Consider the following 18,058-nt stretch of genomic DNA (forward strand, 5'->3'; position numbering starts at 1 on the left):
GGGATCAGTAGATCGCTGCACCGCTGCCCCAGGGGCCGTGCGGATAATCCTTGCCGTCCACCCGCGCAAAACCGTGGGCGCCAAAGAAGTCGCGCTGCGCCTGGATGAGGTTGGCGGTGCCGCGACCGCGACGGTAGCTGTCAAAGTAGGACAGTGCCGAGGAAAGGGCCGGAACCGGCAGGCCGGAAAGGGCTGCGTAGGAAACGACGCGGCGAAGGGCTGCATCGCTATCCTTGACCATTTTCGAGAAGGCAGGTGTGACGATCAGGTTTGCCACGTCAGGGTCCTTGTTAAAGGCCGAGGTGATTTCGTCGAGGAATTGCGAGCGGATGATGCAGCCTTCCCGCCAGATTTTCGCAATCGTCGGCATCGGCAGCGACCAGCCGAATTCCTTGGAGGCCGCAGCCATCACCGCAAAACCCTGGGCATAGGCAGCGATTTTTGCCGCCAGCAATGCGCTTTCGAGATCGGCCAGGAAAGCCATGCCGTCATGGGGCTTTTCGATGGGTTTCGGCAGGCCGAAAATGGCTTCGGCTGCAACGCGCTCCTGCTTTTGCGACGACAGGACACGTCCCGCCACAGCAGCCTCGATGCCGGTCGCGGCAATGCCGAGATTCTGCGCTTCGATCACCGACCATTTGCCGGTGCCTTTTTGGCCCGCGGCATCGACGATGACGTCCACCATCGGATTGCCTGTAATCGGGTCCTTGGCCTTCAGCACCTTTTCGGAGATTTCGATCAGGTAGGAATTCAGGCGGCCCTTGTTCCACTGGCCGAATACATCGCCGATTTCGCTGGCCGACATCCCAAGCCCGTCGCGCAGGATGCCGTAGATTTCGGCAATCATCTGCATGTCGGCATATTCGATACCATTATGGATGGTCTTGACAAAATGACCGGCCCCATCATTGCCGAGCCAGGCCACACAGGGGTCACCATTGAACTTGGCGGAAATCGAGGTGAGAACCTTCTCGACCCGCTTCCAGCTTTCCTCCAGTCCGCCAACCATGATCGAAGGGCCGTGACGCGCGCCTTCCTCACCACCGGAAACGCCCATGCCGATAAAGGTCAGGCCGCTATCCTTCAGATTGTCGAAACGGCGGATCGTGTCGCGGAAATTGGCATTGCCCGCATCGATCATGATGTCATTGGCCGAAAGATGCGGCTTGAGCAATTCCATCTGCTGATCGACGGCGTCGCCAGCCTTGATCATGATGATGATCGGGCGCGGTGGGCGAATGGCGGCCACAAACTCCTCGATTGTGTCGCAGCCGATGATATTGCCGGCTAGGTCGCCTGCCTCACCGATGAATTCATGCGTGCGCGCCGGTGTCCGGTTGAAGACCGCGATGCGGTTGCCTTTCTCGGCAATATTGAGCGCCAGGTTCGATCCCATAACGCCAAGGCCGATCAGTCCGATTTCCGCCTGCTGCATAACCATGCTCCATTTCATTCAACCAAAAACGACAGCGCTGTTTTGGCACTCCTTTGGCAGGGGAGCAAGATGCAACATGAAATGGCACAGACAAGGATGTGTCACGGCAGATGCATAATACGAAGAGCCATTGAAAATGGCGATCGTATTCCATTTTCGAATATCTCAAGCCTTGGATGCATTTGAGATATTCGAATTTTTTGAAGGCGAGGATGCGTCAGCATCTTCGATGCCGTCGTAGAAATGTTTGGCAAATCAACGATCAAGGATGGTCGTCGTCGTCGGTGATCACCCGCCACGCCGCGCCATCCATATCCTCATATTGGCCGCTTTTCAGCGACCAGAGAAAGGCGACAAGCCCTATGCCACCCATCAGAAGGGCGATGGGAATGAGATAGATCAGCATGTTCATGCGGCTATTCCCAGCGGTTTGCGGTTTGATGCGGGTTGAAGGGCATGAGCGTCGGTCTTGCGGATAAATCCGCCCAACCCGTTCAGCCGCAACGCATTGGCCACCACGATGATCGAGGAGGTCGACATGGCGACGGCGGCAATCAGCGGTGTGGCATAGCCCAGCAGAGCGACCGGCACGGCCAGCACGTTATAGCCGATTGCCAGCACGAAATTCTCGCGGATCAACTGCCCTGCCCGGCGGGAGACGTTTATGGCGAAAGGCACGGCATCGAGCCCATCATGCATGAAGACAAAATCGGCGGCCTGGCGCCCGACATCGGCTGCCGTGGCTGGTGCCATGGAGACATAGGCAGCCGATAGCGCTGGCGCGTCATTGATGCCATCGCCCACCATCAGCAGATGCCTCCCAGCCTCGTCTGCTGACGCGCAGAATTTTGCCTTGCCGGATGGCGAGAGTTCGGCCTCTGCCGCGTCGACGCCAAGCCGTGCAGCGAGCGCCTTCACCACCGGCGTCCTGTCTCCCGACAGGATCGTGACCCTCATGCCCTCGGCCTGTAGCCCGGCAATAACCTCAGCTGCGCTGGGACGAAGGCTGTCTTCGAAGCGGAAACAGCCGAGACTGTAACCATTCAGCGAAAGAATGACTTCCGACAGAGCCGGACCATCGGCCTCACCCTCGCCTGAGCCGAGTGCAAAGCGGCGGTTTCCGAGCCGGTAGCGCCCTTCCGCCGCGTCGGCCTCAACGCCGCTACCCGGAATTTCCGTCACACCGGAGAAATTGCGGATTGCCCCGGCTGCGTAATTGGATGAGGCGCTGCGCCATAGAGACTGCGACAGCGGATGGCGGGAATGAGCGGCAAGCCCGGCGGCAATAGAGATCATGCCGGGGCTGGCCTGGTTGATATCGACGGGCATGGGGCGGCCAAGCGTCAGCGTGCCTGTCTTGTCGAACGCGACGGCATCCACCTTGGCCAGGCGCTCCATGGCCGAGCCGTCCTTGACCATGATGCCGCGCTGGAACAGTTTTCCGGCTGCCACCACCTGCACGACCGGCACGGCCAGGCCCAATGCGCAAGGGCAGGTAATGATCAGCACGGCAATCGCCACCATCAGGGCATGTTTCCAGTCGCCATCATAAAGCCCCCAGACGATGAAAGAGGTGAGAGCCAGCAGATGGACGACAGGCGCATAGAGCTGCGAGGCGCGGTCGGCGATGCGGCGGTAATGCGCCTTGCCACCTTCCGCCGCCTCCATCAGCCGGATGATTTCCGAAAGGAAGGAGTCACGTGCCTGCGCCGTCGCCCTGACCGTCAGCGATCCGGTGAGGCTCAGTGTTCCCGCCTGCACGGCATCGCCGGGTCCGACGGTTTGTGGTGCACTTTCACCATTGACGATGGAGACGTCGAGATCGCTGGTCCCGGCAATGACTGTGCCATCAAGCGCGATACGCTCGCCCGCGGAAATGGCGACATGTTCACCCACCTTGATATCATCCACCAGCCGGTATTCCCGGCTACCGTCTGCGCCGACAACGGTGGCGCCGCGCGGATTGAGCCGCGCCAGGCCACTGATCGCCGAACGGGCGCGGTCGCGCATCATATGGTCCAGCGCCCGACCGATCAGCAGGAAGAACAGCAGAGACGCCGTTGCATCGAAATAGGCATGTTCACCGTGATGAATGGTTTCCCACAGCGACGAAAAATAAGAAAGCGAGATGCCGATGGCAATCGGCACATCCATATTGGTGCGCCGGTGCCGAAGTGCCGTCCAGGCCGATTGATAGAAGAACCGCCCGCCATAGATCAGCGCCGGTGCGGCAATCAGTGCCGAAATCCAGTGAAACAGATCCCGCGTCGATGCATCCGCACCGGACCAGACGGAGACCGACAGCAGCATTATATTGGTAGCAGCGAAGCCTGTGACGGCGACGGCCCGGATCAATTGTTTCAAGAGCAGATCGGACGCCAGATCCTGAGGTGTGAACAAGTGACAACTATAGCCAGCAGACGCAATGGTGCGCGCAAGCTCCGCCGGATCGAACCCGCTATCGTGCGTAAATGGGCCTGCTTCCCGGTCGATGAACGGCCCTTCCTCTGCAACCCTTGTCCGCCAGACCACGCCGACGCGCCGAGTGGAGAGGTTGACGCGGGCGCGCTCGACAGCAGGCAGGCGCTTCAAGGCCGTCTCGATTTTGGTGATGCAGGCGCCGCAATAGACGCCGGGTACGCTGAAATCCACCTGGGTCAACCCCTCGCCCAGATCCCGGCTTGCCAGCCGGATTTCCTCCGAGGATGGCAGCAGCGCCACTGAGCGTTCCAGGTCGAGGGCCGCTTCCGAGCCCGCCGCGCAGCAACTCATTTTTCACCCCCGATGACAGCCATACGGTTGGCTTCATGCATGACCAGCTGCCCATCACGCGTTGCAATGGTCTCGACGATCCAATGGCCATCATCGACAGGATGATCGCCGGTGAAGTGTCCGGGACCGGCTGGCTTCAGCATGACGGTGAAATCCTGATGCTCGCCGACCGGGCGCTTGAAATTGGCAACCACCTGATCGGCAATCACAGGACCCTTGCCGGGAATGGCGAGATCATAGGCAATCGCCCCCTGCTTTATCGTCATCGTTCCCTGGATGCCGGTATCCAGCAGCTTGCGGATTTGCGCTGTCGTGTCGTTGAATTGCTGGCTGGCGACATAGGTGTTTTGCACCACCATACCGCTCCAGCTATGGCCCGCATACCAGGCCATTGTCAGGTTGACTGTGATGATCACCCCGAAGAAAGAGCAGATCGTCGCCAGCATATGCCAGCCTGTGAAAATAAAGGTCTTTGGGCTGTCAGCACTCATTTTTTCTCTCCAGATCCGTTGCCGGGACCGTTAAATGTGGCCTTATAGATGGCTTGCTCGTTGGAATTCGGATCACTGACGATAAAGCGGAATGGCTCGGAGGCCTCCGTCACGTCGCGACCGGCAAGCGTGACGTAGATCTTCAGCGTGGTCGCCTCATCCGGTTCCGCCGTGACCGTCATCGACCGGCTAGGCTGGTCCTGCATGCCGTTGACCTTCATGGTGGCGTCGGGAAGGCCGTCCAGCGTCACCGTCAGGTCGCGCGGTTGCGGGATCATGTTGAGCAGCCGCACCGTATAGCCGTTTCGGATAGCGCCATTGGATTCCAGCACATATTGCGGATTGCGGTCATGCAGCACGTTGATGTCCAGCCTGTCGCGGGTCATCAGTGCAAACAACAGGCCACCACCAACGGCTGACCAGACGGCTGTATAAAGCAACGTCCTGGGACGGAAAATCACCCTCCAATCGAAGTGCCTGATGGCATCGACAAAGCTGCCATCGGCCTTGCGGACCCGGTTGGGATCGATCGACTGGGTGCCGTTATCGGTCGCCAACGCCATATTGGATTGATATTCCTCCAATGTCGCATAGGCGATCAGCCCACGCGGCTTGGCAAGCTTATCCATCACCCCATCACAGGCATCGATACAGAGCGCGCAGGTGATGCATTCCAGCTGTTGGCCTTCGCGGATGTCGATACCCATCGGACAGACCACCACGCAGGCATTGCAATCGACACAATCGCCGACGCTCTCACCGGCTGCGGCGGCTTTCTTGGCGTGACGAGTCCGTGGCTCGCCGCGCCAGTCATTATAGGTCACGACCAGCGATTTTTCATCCAGCATAGCGCCCTGAATGCGCGGCCACGGGCACATATAGATGCAGACCTGCTCACGCATCAGCCCGCCAAACACATAGGTCGTGGCGGTGAGGATGGCGACAGTGACATAGGCAACGCCGGCGGCCTGACCGGTCACGAACTCCTTCAGCAGGCTCGGCGCGTCGGCGAAATAGAAGATCCACGCGCCGCCGGTCAGTACGCCGATGATGATCCAGGTGACATGCTTGGAAACCCGTTTCCAGATCTTGGACGGGCTCCACGGCGCGGCGTCCAGCTTGATACGCGCGTTGCGGTCGCCTTCCAGAAAGCGCTCGACCACCAGAAACAAATCAACCCAGACCGTCTGCGGACAGGTATAGCCGCACCAGGCGCGCCCGACCGCTGACGTGACCAGGAACAGGCCAAACCCCGCCATGACCAGCAGGCCCGCGACAAAGAAAAACTCCTGTGGCCAGATCTCGATGAAAAAGAAGTAGAAACGGCGATGCGCCAAATCGATCAACACCGCCTGATCCGGGGCATAGGCACCGCGATCCCAGCGCAGCCAGGGTGTGAGATAGTAAATCCCAAGCGTAATGGCCATGATCAGCCATTTGAACTGCCGGAAACGGCCCGAAGCGCGCTTTGGAAAGATCTTCTTGCGGGCTTCATAGAGCGGCCTGCGAATTTTGGCTGAATTCACAGGCTCGGCGGTGAAACGCTCAACATCCGGTCGTGTTTCTATCCCATTGCTAGTCATGACGGCACCTCTCGTTATCAGAGGTTTTTCACGTCACGCCCTTTGAAGCCTTGACTTAAGTCAAGCTGCGGCGATGCGCCTCAAACAGCAGACCAGAGCTTGCGCGTTGCCGATCTCGCAATCTTGAGATTTATTTAGATCACGTCTTGACCTTCCCATAATGGGAAGCCTTATCTATGGCTGGCAGCCGGATAGGAACCAGACCGATGAATGCCAGCAACACCCTTGAAACCACCATCGCTATCGATGGCATGAATTGCGCCTCTTGCGTGCGGCGGGTCGAAAAGGCGATTGCCGCCGTGCCGGGCGTATCGTCTGCCTCGGTCAATCTGGCCAGCGAAAAGGCGAGCGTGCAATTTTCGCAGCAGCCGGATCTCGCTGCCGTGTTGGCGGCCATTCAACAGGCCGGTTACGCGCCGCGTATTGAGACCCGCGAATTGGACATAGAAGGCATGAACTGCGCCTCTTGTGTACGGCGGGTCGAAAAGGCCTTGGCCGCCGTGCCGGGCGTCAGTTCGGCTGCGGTCAATCTAGCAACCGAACGCGCTACCGTGACTGTCACCGCAGACACGGATAGACAGACCCTCGTATCTGCCGTTGAACAGGCCGGTTATCACATTCGCAAACCCGCCAATCCGGAAGCGCCGTCCGACCCCCTGCCCGACCGGCGCGCCGATGAGACGCATCGCTTGACGCGGATGACTGTGATTGCCTTTCTCCTGACCCTACCGGTTTTTATCATCGAAATGGGTTCACACCTCATTCCCGCCCTGCATGTCTGGGTGATGAACACGCTCGGCATGCAGACCAGCTGGGTGCTTCAGGCCCTGCTGGCCGGGCTGGTGCTGTTTGGTCCTGGCCTGACATTCTTTCGCCGTGGCGTGCCGAACCTGATACGCCTTCATCCGGATATGAACTCGCTGGTGGTGCTGGGCGCATCTGCCGCCTATGGCTATTCGCTGGTCGCCACGTTCATGCCGGGGCTGATGCCGCAAGGCACCATCAATGTCTATTATGAGGCGGCAGCCGTTATCGTCACGCTGGTGCTGCTGGGCCGAACGCTGGAAAGCCGTGCCAAAGGCCGGACCAGCGATGCCATTAAACGGCTGATCGGTCTCAGCCCCAAAACCGCGCGGGTGATCCGGGAAGGCAAACCTGTTGAACTCGACATTACCGCCGTTATCGTCGGTGATATCTTGGACATCCGCCCCGGTGAAAGACTCCCTGTCGATGGCGTGGTGATCGAAGGCCGCTCCTTTATCGACGAATCGATGATCTCAGGCGAGCCGGTTCCGGTGGAAAAGGCAGACGGCGACACGGTGACCGGCGGCACGATCAACAAGAACGGTGCTTTCCGGTTTCGCGCCACTAAGGTCGGAGCCGACACGCTTCTTTCCCAGATCATCCGCATGGTGGAAACCGCGCAAGGCTCGAAACTCCCGATTCAAGGGATGGTGGACCGGATAACCGGCTGGTTCGTTCCAGCCGTGATCGCGGCGGCTCTGCTCACCTTCATTGTCTGGCTGTTGTTTGGCCCCACGCCTGCACTCAGCTATGCGCTGGTCAATGCTGTCGCGGTGTTGATCATCGCCTGCCCCTGCGCCATGGGGCTGGCCACACCGACCTCGATCATGGTTGGCACCGGCCGTGCCGCCGAGTTGGGCGTGCTGTTTCGCAAGGGCGAAGCCTTGCAAAGCCTGCGTGATGTGACGGTCGTTGCCCTCGACAAGACCGGCACGCTAACCGAAGGCAGGCCGGAACTGACCGATCTGGTCGCGGCAGACGGCTTTTCCCGTGCCGACATCCTGTCCTTTGCAGCCAGCCTTGAGGCGCGCTCGGAACACCCGATTGCCAAAGCCATTCTGGCCGCTGCCGAGGCTGAACAAGCGCCTCCCCAGATCGCAATCAATGTTGTCGCAGAGCCAGGCTACGGTATCAGCGGTATCATCTCCGGCCATCAGGTGCTTGTTGGTGCCGACCGGGCGCTGACCCGGCATGGCATCGACCTCTCCGCATTTGCCGAGGACGCGAAGCGTCTGGGTTTGGAAGCAAAAACGCCCCTCTATCTGGCGATTGATGGCAAAGCCGCAGCTCTGATGGCCGTCGCCGACCCGATCAAGGCAAGCACACCGGCGGCAATCCGCGCCTTGCACGACCTTGGCCTCAAAGTAGCGATGATCAGCGGCGATAACCGCCGCACCGCCGAGGCCATCGCCGCCCGACTCGGCATCGATACGGTGATTGCCGAAGTCCTGCCGGACGGTAAGGTTGCGGCAATTGCCGGTCTTCGCAAGGATGGAAGCAAACTAGCCTTCGTTGGCGATGGCATTAACGATGCCCCGGCCCTTTCCGCCGCCGATATCGGCATCGCAGTTGGCACTGGCTCCGACATCGCCATCGAAAGCGCCGACGTCGTGTTGATGTCCGGCGACCTGCAAGGCGTGGCACGGGCTATTACCATCAGCAAGGCGGTGATCCGCAATATCGGCCAGAACCTGTTCTGGGCCTTCGCCTACAATGTCCTGCTGATCCCGCTGGCGGCTGGTCTGCTCTACCCCGTCAATGGAACACTGCTATCGCCGATCTTCGCCGCCGGGGCAATGGGACTGTCCAGTGTCTTCGTACTGACCAACGCGCTCAGGTTGCGCAAGTTACGCCCGGCGTGAAGGTATATTGGACATAGTGCAGAAAATAGGACGGTAGAGTACACGACAATTTACCTTCGCGTGCGGGCTCCCCTCACCTCGCCAACACGTAAAACGGGGGCTCGGAGGCCCCTAATGCTGCGGTTCTTTCCCTCGTCTCCCCAGCGGGGAGAAGGTGGCGGCAGAGGCAAGAGGGGGTGGCGAAGCCGAGAAACGCCTGCGTCGTGTACTCTGATAGGAATCAGTACAATTCTCTAATACCAAGTCTCTGACATGCTGATGCATCCTCGACTTGAAAAATTGAAAATGTCTCAAATGCACCAGTCGCTTGAGATTTTTTCAAAAACAATACGATGAGCAATCTTCAATGGCTCTTCGTATAATGGGTGCCTGATCAATAATAGCGGCGCAGATGCTTGGCACAAAGATTATCAGAATGCAGAAGGCCATGGCGCGGGTAACGCCATGGCCTTCTGGTTTTTAACCTGAACGAGATCCCTTAGGTCGCGCTCTCATCCGGCGTCGCCGTATCGGTGGCGACACCCTCCTCGGCACTGGTCTCTGCACCGATCTCGCCATCCTCTTCGCCTTCCGGCTCATTGATGCGCTCGACCGATACAACCTTTTCATCCTTGGCGGTATTGAAGATCGTCACGCCCTTGGTGGCGCGGCTGGCGATGCGGATGCCATCGACCGGCACGCGGATCAACTGCCCACCATCTGAGACCAGCATGATCTGGTCCTTGTCTTCGACGGGGAAGGCCGCGACCAACTGGCCGATTTCCAATGTCTTTGACGTGTCGGTGGCCCGAATGCCCTTGCCGCCTCGACCCGACGTGCGGAAGTCATAGGAAGAAGAGCGTTTTCCGATACCGCGTTCGGAGATCGTCAGCACGAATTGTTCGCGGGCCTTCAGTTCCTGATAACGCTCTTCGGACAAATCACCGATTTCACCCACCTCTTCGCCAACCAACGCAATATCGTCCTCGTCCACGCCACTGGCGCGGCGCTCCGTAGCAGAACGCTTCAGATAGGCCGCACGCTGCCATGGCTCGGCATCGACATGGCTCAAGATGGTCATCGAGATTATCCGGTCATTTGGCTGCAATGAAATGCCGCGCACGCCGATGGAATTGCGACCGGCAAACACTCTGACTTCATCGACAGGGAAGCGGATCGCCTGACCCAAAGCCGTGGTCAGAAGCACATCGTCGTCAATCGTGCAGGTTTCGACGGAGAGGATTTCATCGCCCTCTTCCTCAAGCTTCATCGCAATTTTGCCATTGCGGTTGACCTGGACGAAATCGCTCAACTTGTTACGACGCACGGTACCCCGCGTTGTCGAGAACATCACGTCGAGATTATCCCAGCTTGCCTCATCCTCGGGCAGTGGCATAATCGTCGTGATCCGCTCACCCGGCTCCAGCGGTAGCATGTTGATCAGCGCCTTGCCGCGTGACTGCGGCGTGCCAATCGGCAGACGCCAGACCTTCTCCTTGTAGACGATTCCGCGCGACGAGAAGAACAGAACCGGCGTATGGGTATTGGCAACAAATAGCCGGGTAACGAAATCCTCGTCGCGGGTCGCCATGCCGGAGCGGCCCTTGCCGCCGCGACGCTGGGCGCGATAGGTGACCAGCGGAACACGCTTGATATAGCCAAGATGCGAAACCGTCACCACCATGTCTTCACGGGCGATGAGATCCTCATCGTCCATGTCAGGGCCGCCTTCCATGATCTGGCTGCGGCGTGGCGTGCCAAATTCATCGCGCACGGCGACAAGCTCATCGACAACGATGGTTTGAATCCGCGTGCGAGACGACAGAATATCGAGATAATCGGAGATTTCCGCCCCGATCTTGTTCAATTCCTCGTCGATTTCATCGCGGCCAAGTGCTGTCAGGCGGGCAAGACGCAATTCAAGGATAGCGCGGGCCTGCTCCTCCGACAGGTTATAGGTGTTGTCCTCGTTGATCCGATGGCGCGGATCATCGATCAGCCGGATCAGGCTTTCGACATCAGCTGCCGGCCAGCGCCGCTCCATCAACTGCTCGCGCGCTGTTTGTGGATCTGGCGCCTGGCGGATCAGCCGGATGACTTCATCGATATTGGCAACGGCAATGGCGAGGCCAACCAGCACATGGGCGCGGTCACGCGCCTTGCGCAAAAGATACTTCGTTCGCCGGCTAATAACCTCCTCGCGGAAGCTGACGAAAGCCCGCAGCATATCGAGCAGCGTCAACTGTTCCGGCTTGCCGCCATTCAGCGCCACCATGTTGCAGCCGAACGAGCTTTGCAGCGGCGTATAACGGTAGAGCTGGTTGAGGATCACGTCTGCATTGGCATCACGCTTCAACTCGACCACGACCCGGTAGCCCTGGCGGTCGGATTCGTCACGCAGGTCGGAAATGCCCTCGATGCGCTTGTCGCGCACCAATTCGGCCATTTTCTCGATCATCGTCGACTTATTCACCTGATAGGGAATCTCGGTGATGATGATCTGTTCGCGATCGCCACGCATCGGCTCGATCCGCGCCACGCCGCGCATGATCACCGAACCGCGTCCGGTCTCATAGGCCGAGCGAATGCCGCTACGGCCCAGAATCAGCGCGCCTGTCGGGAAGTCGGGACCGGGAATGATCTGCATCAGTTCCGGCAATTCGATAGCCGGGTTTTCAATCAGCGCGATACAGCCATTGATGACTTCGACCAGATTGTGCGGCGGAATATTCGTCGCCATGCCGACGGCAATACCGCCAGCGCCGTTGACGAGAAGATTGGGGAATTTCGCTGGCACGACCACAGGCTCGGACAGCGTGCCATCGTAGTTGTCACGAAAATCGACCGTATCTTTGTCCAGATCGTCCAGCAGCGAATGCGCCGCCTTTTGCAGGCGGCACTCGGTATAGCGTTCCGCCGCTGGCGGATCGCCATCGATGGAGCCGAAATTGCCCTGACCGTCGATCAGCGGCAGCCGCAGCGACCAATCCTGCGCCATACGGGCCAGCGCGTCATAAATCGCCGAATTGCCGTGCGGATGGAATTTACCCATCACGTCGCCGGTCACACGGGCGCATTTCACATATTTCTTGTTCCAGTCGATCCCCAGTTCGGACATGCCAAACAGAATACGACGATGAACGGGCTTCAAACCATCACGGACATCAGGAAGCGCGCGGCTGACGATAACGCTCATCGCGTAATCGAGATACGACCGCTGCATCTCCGTCATGATCGAAATGGGTTCGATATCGGACGGCATTTTGCCGCCGGGTGTGCTTTGCTCAGTCAAAACGGGTCACGCCTGTTAGAATCACTAGGGATTTTATAGCGGAAAGCCCCTTTCCGCGCCAATTAGCTGGGAGGTTTTGAACAGGCTTTTGCGGCTATGACAAGGCATTTCTTGAACCCTGAGGCGCTATCTGCCCGAATGACCATCACAGGCGGCTTAACGTTGTCTACACGCGCGGGAAATCACTCTCCAACGGCCCGGATATGGTAGAGGATTCTATCGCGCCACAGTTTCGCGCAATCTGTGGCCTTTATCCAAACCGAAACAGGAGAACATCCGTGACCAATGTCGAACTTCTCCTCAATGCCTTTACCACCCTGCTGGTGACGCTGGACCCTCCGGGCCTGGCACCGCTGTTTCTTGGCCTGACACGCGGCATGACAAGGCATCAACGCAAGCAAGTGGCATTGCGTGGCGCGGCCATCGCTTTTGGCATCCTGGTGGTCTTTGCTGTATTCGGCGCCAGCATACTCGAGGCGCTCGGCATTTCCATCGGCGCGTTCCGTATCGCAGGCGGGTTGATGCTGTTTGTCATCGCTTTCGAGATGATTTTCGAAAAACGCCAGGAGCGTAAGGAAAAGACCTCGGAAGACGCGATTACCCGCGATCATATGCACAATATCGCCGTTTTCCCGCTGGCTTTGCCGCTGATCGCTGGCCCTGGCGCCATTTCCGCCACCATCCTGCTAGCAGGCGCCTTGCCGGGCCCGGTAGAGCGCACGGAACTGATCCTGGTCATCGGCCTGTGCATTGGCGTCGTACTGCTGGCCCTGGTGATCGCCGACCGCCTCGACCGGTTTTTAGGTGTGACAGGCCGGGCAATCCTAACTCGCCTGCTCGGCGTCATCCTGGCCGCGCTCTCCGTGCAATTCGTCGTTGACGGCATCAAATCGGCATTTCACCTTTGAGGCCCATGCAATGGCGATGAAAGCATCGCCATTGCAAAATCGAAACCTTCCTAGGCGGTTTAGGACGGACATTTTCTAATGGTTCGCCCGCAATATCCGTTTCCAGATCGTACCGCCCAGAAATCGATTGAACACGACAAAATAGGCGACAACCAAAGCAAACATGATGAAGGCGGGTAAGCCGTTCAACTGAAAACCGTCTGGCGTCAAACCACCGCTCAGATAACCGACGATATAACCCAAGACGAAAAATGAACTGAACAGATCGAGTATGAAAGCAAGAATAATTCGCCATTGAGACGGTCTGCTTTTGGTTTCATCTTCAGGCATAGACCTCTCCGATCACATCAAAAATTTTGCTGACCCTGCCGATCAGAACGGAATATCGTCATCCATATCGCGCGAGAATCCGCCCGACGGCGCACTGGCACCGCGACCGCCGGACGACGCACCGCCGCTGCGGGCCGGGGCCGAGCCGTAGTCGTCGTAGCCACCGCCGCCGCCGAAATCGCTGCCGCCACGGGCAGCACCGCCGCCTGCCCCATCGCCACGACCGCCAAGCATGGTCAGGGTCGAATTGAAGCCCTGGAGGACGATTTCCGTCGAGTAACGGTCATTGCCGTTCTGGTCCTGCCATTTACGGGTCTGAAGCTGACCCTCGATATAAACGGTCGCGCCCTTCTTCAGATATTGTTCGGCCACCTTGCAGAGACCTTCGTTGAAGATCACCACGCTATGCCATTCGGTCTTTTCCTTGCGCTCACCGGAATTGCGGTCGCGCCAGGATTCGGACGTGGCGATGCGCAGGTTGGCAATCGGCTTACCGTCCTGGGTGCGGCGGATTTCCGGGTCAGCTCCCAGATTGCCGATCAAAATAACCTTGTTGACGCTTCCAGCCATGATACTCACCTCGCTGCCACCATGGGGCGGCTTACAAATCCAATCAATTTTAACCTTATCCTATCCCTGTCGATTAGGGGCAGCCAGATCACCTGTAATCCACAGCGAAGAATCCAGATCAAAAATGTTCTTTCTTTGTTCTAATAAATTTGTATGATGCAGTCAACTCTATCGGAATCCAACGCAGAATCGACCTACCCGTCTCGACAGGACGGCAGCAGTGACTAAATAAGGAGCGGCATTCCTGCCTGCGGCTCTCTCCCAAACCGAGTTTTGTTATGAGCGAATTGAAGACGATTTCCATCCGTGGTGCGCGCGAGCACAATCTCAAGGGCATCGACCTTGACCTGCCGCGCAACAGCCTGATCGTGATGACCGGCCTTTCCGGCTCGGGAAAGTCGTCGCTGGCCTTCGATACGATCTATGCCGAGGGCCAGCGCCGCTACGTCGAAAGCTTGTCGGCCTATGCCCGGCAATTCCTGGAGATGATGCAAAAACCCGATGTGGACCTGATTGAGGGCCTATCGCCAGCAATCTCCATCGAGCAAAAGACCACCTCGCGCAATCCGCGCTCGACGGTTGGGACCGTCACCGAAATCTACGATTATATGCGCCTGCTGTTTGCCCGCATCGGTGTACCCTATTCGCCAGCAACCGGCCTGCCGATCGAGAGCCAGACCGTTAGTCAGATGGTTGACCGCGTTCTGGCCTTCGAGGAAGGAACAAGGCTTTATATTCTTGCGCCGCTGATCCGGGGCCGCAAGGGCGAGTATAAGAAAGAACTCGCCGAATTGATGAAGAAAGGCTTCCAGCGCGTCAAGATTGATGGCCAATTCTACGAAATCGCCGAGGCGCCAACCCTCGACAAGAAATACAAGCACGATATCGACATCGTCGTTGACCGCGTCGTGGTACGGGCCGACATGGCCTCTCGGCTGGCCGACAGCCTGGAAACCTGCCTTCGCCTGGCCGATGGGTTGGCGGTTGCCGAATTTGCCGACAAGCCACTGCCGGCCAATGAAACTTCGGCTGGCGGTTCCGCCAACAAGTCGTTGAATGAGACCCATGAGCGGGTTCTGTTTTCGGAAAAATTTGCCTGCCCGGTCTCCGGCTTTACCATTCCGGAAATCGAGCCCCGGCTGTTTTCCTTCAACAATCCATTCGGTGCCTGCCCGACCTGCGACGGCCTTGGTTTCCAGCAGAAGATTGATGAAGCGCTGATCATTCCCGAAGCCGACAAGCGGTTGAAGGACGGTGCAATTGCCCCCTGGGCAAAATCCAGCTCTCCTTATTACGACCAGACCCTTGAAGGCCTCGGCAAAGCTTTTGGCTTCAAGTTGACCAGCAAATGGTCGGAGCTGAGCGCTGAGGCGCAGAAATCCATCCTGCACGGCACGGAAGAAAAGATCGAGTTTCACTACGCCGACGGTGCACGCTCCTATAGCGCGACAAAAACCTTCGAAGGCATCGTGCCAAATCTGGAGCGGCGCTGGAAGGAAACCGATAGTGCTTGGGCGCGGGAAGAAATCGAGCGCTACATGTCCGCCGCACCCTGCCCCGTCTGCAAGGGTTTCAGGCTGAAACCGGAAGCGCTGGCGGTGAAAATCAACGGCTTGCATATTGGCCAGGTGACGGAAATGTCGATCCGGGTTGCCGGTGGCTGGTTCGAGACCCTGCCTGGTCTGTTGACCGACAAGCAAAACGAGATCGCCGTTCGTATTCTCAAGGAAATCCGCGAACGCCTGAGCTTCCTCAACGATGTCGGGCTGGATTATCTCAGCCTGTCGCGCAATTCCGGCACCCTGTCTGGCGGTGAAAGCCAGCGCATCCGGCTTGCCTCGCAGATCGGCTCAGGGCTGACCGGTGTGCTTTATGTGCTGGATGAGCCGTCGATTGGCCTGCACCAGCGCGATAATGCCCGCCTTCTCGATACGCTGAAGCACCTGCGTGATATCGGCAATACGGTGATTGTCGTCGAGCATGACGAGGATGCCATTCTGGCCGCCGATTATGTGGTCGATATCGGCCCTGCGGCAGGCATTCATGGTGGCCAGGTGATCGCCAAAGGCAGTCCGCAAGACATCATGGCCAATGACAAATCGCTGACCGGTAAATATCTGACCGGCGAGCTTGGCGTTAAAGTGCCACCAGCGCGGCGTAAGCCCAAGAAAGGCCAGCAGATCAAGGTGATCGGCGCGCGGGGCAACAATCTGAAGAATGTCACGGCGGCCATTCCGCTTGGTGTGTTTACCGCCGTTACCGGCGTTTCCGGCGGTGGCAAATCGACCTTCCTGATCGAGACACTGTATAAGGCAGCAGCGAGACGGGTTATGGGCGCCCGGGAAAATCCGGCCGATCACGACCGGATCGATGGTTTCGAATTCATCGATAAGGTGATCGATATTGACCAGTCGCCGATTGGCCGCACGCCGCGCTCCAACCCAGCCACCTATACCGGCGCGTTTACGCCAATTCGAGACTGGTTTTCCGGTCTGCCGGAGGCCAAGGCGCGCGGTTATCAGCCCGGCCGCTTCTCCTTCAACGTCAAGGGCGGACGTTGTGAAGCCTGCCAGGGCGATGGCGTCATCAAGATTGAAATGCACTTCCTGCCGGATGTCTATGTCACTTGCGACGTCTGCCATGGCAAACGCTATAATCGCGAAACGCTTGATGTGACCTTCAAAACCAAATCGATCGCCGATGTGCTGGACATGACGGTCGAGGAAGGTGTGGAATTCTTCTCGGCTGTCCCTGCGGTGCGCGACAAGCTTCAAGCGCTGTTCGATGTCGGCCTCGGCTACATCAAGGTAGGGCAACAGGCCAATACGCTGTCGGGCGGCGAAGCCCAACGCATCAAGCTTGCCAAGGAACTCTCGAAGAAATCGACGGGTCGCACGCTTTATATTCTCGATGAACCGACCACCGGCCTGCATTTTCATGACGTCGCCAAGCTTTTGGAAATGCTTCAGGAACTGGTCGATCAGGGTAATTCGGTCGTGGTTATCGAGCACAATCTCGAAGTCATCAAGACTGCCGATCACATCATCGATTTTGGACCTGAAGGCGGCGATGGCGGCGGCGAGATCGTCGCCCAAGGCACGCCGGAAGAGATCGTCAAGGTCGAGGCGTCCTATACAGGCCATTTCCTGCGAGAATTGCTGGAGCGCCGTCCGATGAAGAAGCCGCAAGCCGCAGAATAGCGATCAACAAGGAGTGGGCAGATGACCTCAGGCACAATCCGTACCGGCATCGGCGGCTGGACGTTCGAGCCTTGGGAAGGCACGTTCTATCCTGAAAAGCTGCCGAAGAAACGGCAGATGGAACATGCCAGTCGCCAGCTCACGGCTATTGAGGTCAACGGCACCTATTATTCCAGCCAAAAGCCGGAGACTTTTGCCAAATGGGCCTCTGACGTGCCTGACGATTTCGTCTTTTCGTTGAAAGCCAGTCGTTATTGCACCAATCGTAAGATATTGGCGGAGGCCGGCCCGTCTATTGAGAAATTCCTGAACCAGGGTATTGCCGAACTTGGCAGCCACCTTGGCCCAATTCTCTGGCAATTCATGGCAACGAAAAAGTTCGAACCTGAGGATTTCGAGGGGTTTCTGTCGCTCCTGCCGAAAACCCTCAATGGTTTGACGCTGCGGCATGTGGTCGAGCCACGCCATCCCTCGTTCCAGACACCTGATTTCATCACCATGCTGGAGCGTCATGGCGTGGCCGCAGTCTGCGCTGATCACCACGATTACCCGATGTTTGCCGATGTCACCGCGGATTTCGTCTATGCCCGACTGCAAAAGGGAACGGATGAGGTCAAGACCTGCTATCCTGAAACCCAGGTGAAGGACTGGGCAAAACGGTTTTCTGCCTATGCCGATGGCGGGGTGCCGCAGGATTTGCCGCTGATCGCGCCGCACCGGATAGTGGATAAAAAACCACGCGATGTCTTTGCGTTTTTCATCACGGGCGGCAAGGTCAATGCGCCGAATGGCGCGCAAATGCTTCAGAAAGCGCTATCGAACTGAATTTCTC

12 protein-coding genes are annotated in these 18,058 nt (G+C 58.1%); 4 read left to right on the top strand and 8 right to left on the bottom strand.

Annotation, left to right across the window (positions count from 1 at the left end):
• Positions 1–4: 4 nt before the first annotated feature.
• From gndA to ccoG, 5 genes are all read right to left on the bottom strand, one after another.
• Complete coding sequence (gene gndA / locus H1Y61_RS10585) at positions 5–1,435, bottom strand: NADP-dependent phosphogluconate dehydrogenase (protein WP_180574479.1); 1,431 nt, start codon at positions 1,433–1,435, stop codon at positions 5–7.
• Between the two features lie 262 nt (positions 1,436–1,697).
• Positions 1,698–1,847 carry a cbb3-type cytochrome oxidase assembly protein CcoS gene (ccoS, locus tag H1Y61_RS10590; protein ID WP_180572582.1) on the bottom strand — a complete coding sequence of 50 codons (150 nt, stop codon included), beginning with the start codon at positions 1,845–1,847 and terminating at the stop codon, positions 1,698–1,700.
• Complete coding sequence (locus tag H1Y61_RS10595; RefSeq protein ID WP_180572583.1) at positions 1,844–4,207, bottom strand: cation-translocating P-type ATPase; 2,364 nt, start codon at positions 4,205–4,207, stop codon at positions 1,844–1,846. The genes ccoS and H1Y61_RS10595 overlap by 4 nt, the downstream gene beginning before the upstream one ends.
• Positions 4,204–4,698, bottom strand: coding sequence for a FixH family protein (locus H1Y61_RS10600; protein WP_174110827.1), 495 nt, complete (start codon positions 4,696–4,698; stop codon positions 4,204–4,206). The genes H1Y61_RS10595 and H1Y61_RS10600 overlap by 4 nt, the downstream gene beginning before the upstream one ends.
• Positions 4,695–6,281: a cytochrome c oxidase accessory protein CcoG gene (ccoG, locus tag H1Y61_RS10605; protein ID WP_180572584.1), complete on the bottom strand. Its 1,587-nt coding sequence runs from the start codon at positions 6,279–6,281 to the stop codon at positions 4,695–4,697. The genes H1Y61_RS10600 and ccoG overlap by 4 nt, the downstream gene beginning before the upstream one ends.
• Positions 6,282–6,487: 206 nt before the next feature.
• Here ccoG and H1Y61_RS10610 point away from each other — a divergent pair, with 206 nt between their 5' ends.
• Positions 6,488–8,947, top strand: a complete 2,460-nt coding sequence (locus tag H1Y61_RS10610; protein ID WP_180572585.1) for a heavy metal translocating P-type ATPase — start codon at positions 6,488–6,490, stop codon at positions 8,945–8,947.
• Between the two features lie 478 nt (positions 8,948–9,425).
• Here H1Y61_RS10610 and gyrA read toward each other — a convergent pair whose 3' ends face one another.
• Positions 9,426–12,218 carry a DNA gyrase subunit A gene (gene gyrA, locus H1Y61_RS10615; RefSeq protein WP_174110824.1) on the bottom strand — a complete coding sequence of 931 codons (2,793 nt, stop codon included), beginning with the start codon at positions 12,216–12,218 and terminating at the stop codon, positions 9,426–9,428.
• Between the two features lie 278 nt (positions 12,219–12,496).
• Between gyrA and H1Y61_RS10620 the strand changes: the two genes are divergently transcribed.
• Positions 12,497–13,126, top strand: coding sequence for a MarC family protein (locus H1Y61_RS10620; RefSeq protein ID WP_180572586.1), 630 nt, complete (start codon positions 12,497–12,499; stop codon positions 13,124–13,126).
• A 75-nt stretch (positions 13,127–13,201) separates the two neighbouring features.
• On the opposite strand, the gene H1Y61_RS10625 is transcribed toward H1Y61_RS10620, so the two are convergent.
• Together H1Y61_RS10625 and H1Y61_RS10630 are read right to left on the bottom strand one after the other, a co-directional pair.
• Positions 13,202–13,456 (bottom strand): RDD family protein, encoded by a 255-nt coding sequence (locus H1Y61_RS10625; RefSeq protein ID WP_180572587.1) that lies wholly within the window; start codon positions 13,454–13,456, stop codon positions 13,202–13,204.
• A 42-nt stretch (positions 13,457–13,498) separates the two neighbouring features.
• The gene (locus tag H1Y61_RS10630; protein ID WP_156547719.1) at positions 13,499–14,026 is read right to left on the bottom strand and encodes a single-stranded DNA-binding protein; all 528 of its coding nucleotides are present in this window, start codon (positions 14,024–14,026) and stop codon (positions 13,499–13,501) included.
• A gap of 278 nt (positions 14,027–14,304) precedes the next feature.
• On the opposite strand from H1Y61_RS10630, the gene uvrA reads away from it, so the two are divergent.
• Positions 14,305–17,226 carry an excinuclease ABC subunit UvrA gene (uvrA, locus tag H1Y61_RS10635; protein ID WP_180572588.1) on the top strand — a complete coding sequence of 974 codons (2,922 nt, stop codon included), beginning with the start codon at positions 14,305–14,307 and terminating at the stop codon, positions 17,224–17,226.
• Positions 17,227–17,247: 21 nt separating this feature from the next.
• Positions 17,248–18,051, top strand: a complete 804-nt coding sequence (locus H1Y61_RS10640; protein WP_180572589.1) for a DUF72 domain-containing protein — start codon at positions 17,248–17,250, stop codon at positions 18,049–18,051.
• The last annotated feature ends 7 nt before the right edge of the window (positions 18,052–18,058 follow it).

It is taken from the genome of Agrobacterium vitis (assembly GCF_013426735.1).
Classification (GTDB): Bacteria; Pseudomonadota; Alphaproteobacteria; order Rhizobiales; family Rhizobiaceae; genus Allorhizobium; species Allorhizobium vitis_D.

What these genes read in the sequence shown, in the direction of transcription:
- gndA (WP_180574479.1), bottom strand. Translation starts at nt 1,435, where the DNA reads ATGCAGCAGGCGGAAATCGGACTGATCGGCCTTGGCGTTATGGGATCG.
- ccoS (WP_180572582.1), bottom strand. Translation starts at nt 1,847, where the DNA reads ATGAACATGCTGATCTATCTCATTCCCATCGCCCTTCTGATGGGTGGC.
- H1Y61_RS10595 (WP_180572583.1), bottom strand. Translation starts at nt 4,207, where the DNA reads ATGAGTTGCTGCGCGGCGGGCTCGGAAGCGGCCCTCGACCTGGAACGC.
- H1Y61_RS10600 (WP_174110827.1), bottom strand. Translation starts at nt 4,698, where the DNA reads ATGAGTGCTGACAGCCCAAAGACCTTTATTTTCACAGGCTGGCATATG.
- ccoG (WP_180572584.1), bottom strand. Translation starts at nt 6,281, where the DNA reads ATGACTAGCAATGGGATAGAAACACGACCGGATGTTGAGCGTTTCACC.
- H1Y61_RS10610 (WP_180572585.1), top strand. Translation starts at nt 6,488, where the DNA reads ATGAATGCCAGCAACACCCTTGAAACCACCATCGCTATCGATGGCATG.
- H1Y61_RS10625 (WP_180572587.1), bottom strand. Translation starts at nt 13,456, where the DNA reads ATGCCTGAAGATGAAACCAAAAGCAGACCGTCTCAATGGCGAATTATT.
- H1Y61_RS10630 (WP_156547719.1), bottom strand. Translation starts at nt 14,026, where the DNA reads ATGGCTGGAAGCGTCAACAAGGTTATTTTGATCGGCAATCTGGGAGCT.
- uvrA (WP_180572588.1), top strand. Translation starts at nt 14,305, where the DNA reads ATGAGCGAATTGAAGACGATTTCCATCCGTGGTGCGCGCGAGCACAAT.
- H1Y61_RS10640 (WP_180572589.1), top strand. Translation starts at nt 17,248, where the DNA reads ATGACCTCAGGCACAATCCGTACCGGCATCGGCGGCTGGACGTTCGAG.